The following is a 288-nucleotide window of genomic DNA, read 5'->3' on the forward strand; positions in this document are numbered from 1 at the left end:
GTCAGTGTCTTATCTGGCATTTGCACGGATTGCCGGATGCGGCGTAAACGCCTTATCCGGCCTACGATTCCCGCGATTTCCTGACCCTCTCGGCATATACCGTCAGCGTCTGTTTTATCACATCCAGCGTTACCGGCTTCGACAGGCAGCTGTCCATACCGGACTCCAGACACCGCTGCTTCTCTTCAGCCAACGCATTAGCAGTTACTCCGATTACCGGCAACGTCAGTCCCAACTGACGAATGCGTTGCGTCAAGCGGTAACCATCCATATTTGGCATATTGACGT

The 288-nt window shown here is 53.5% G+C and carries 1 protein-coding gene; it reads right to left on the reverse strand.

Going from position 1 to position 288, the window contains the following annotated elements:
* Positions 1 to 61: 61 nt before the first annotated feature.
* Positions 62 to 288: response regulator (locus tag LZP73_RS20445; RefSeq protein ID WP_234236792.1), on the reverse strand; the 227-nt coding region annotated here is incomplete at its 5' end.

This window comes from Shewanella sp. AS16 (assembly GCF_021412365.1).
Classification (GTDB): Bacteria; Pseudomonadota; Gammaproteobacteria; order Enterobacterales; family Shewanellaceae; genus Shewanella; species Shewanella salipaludis.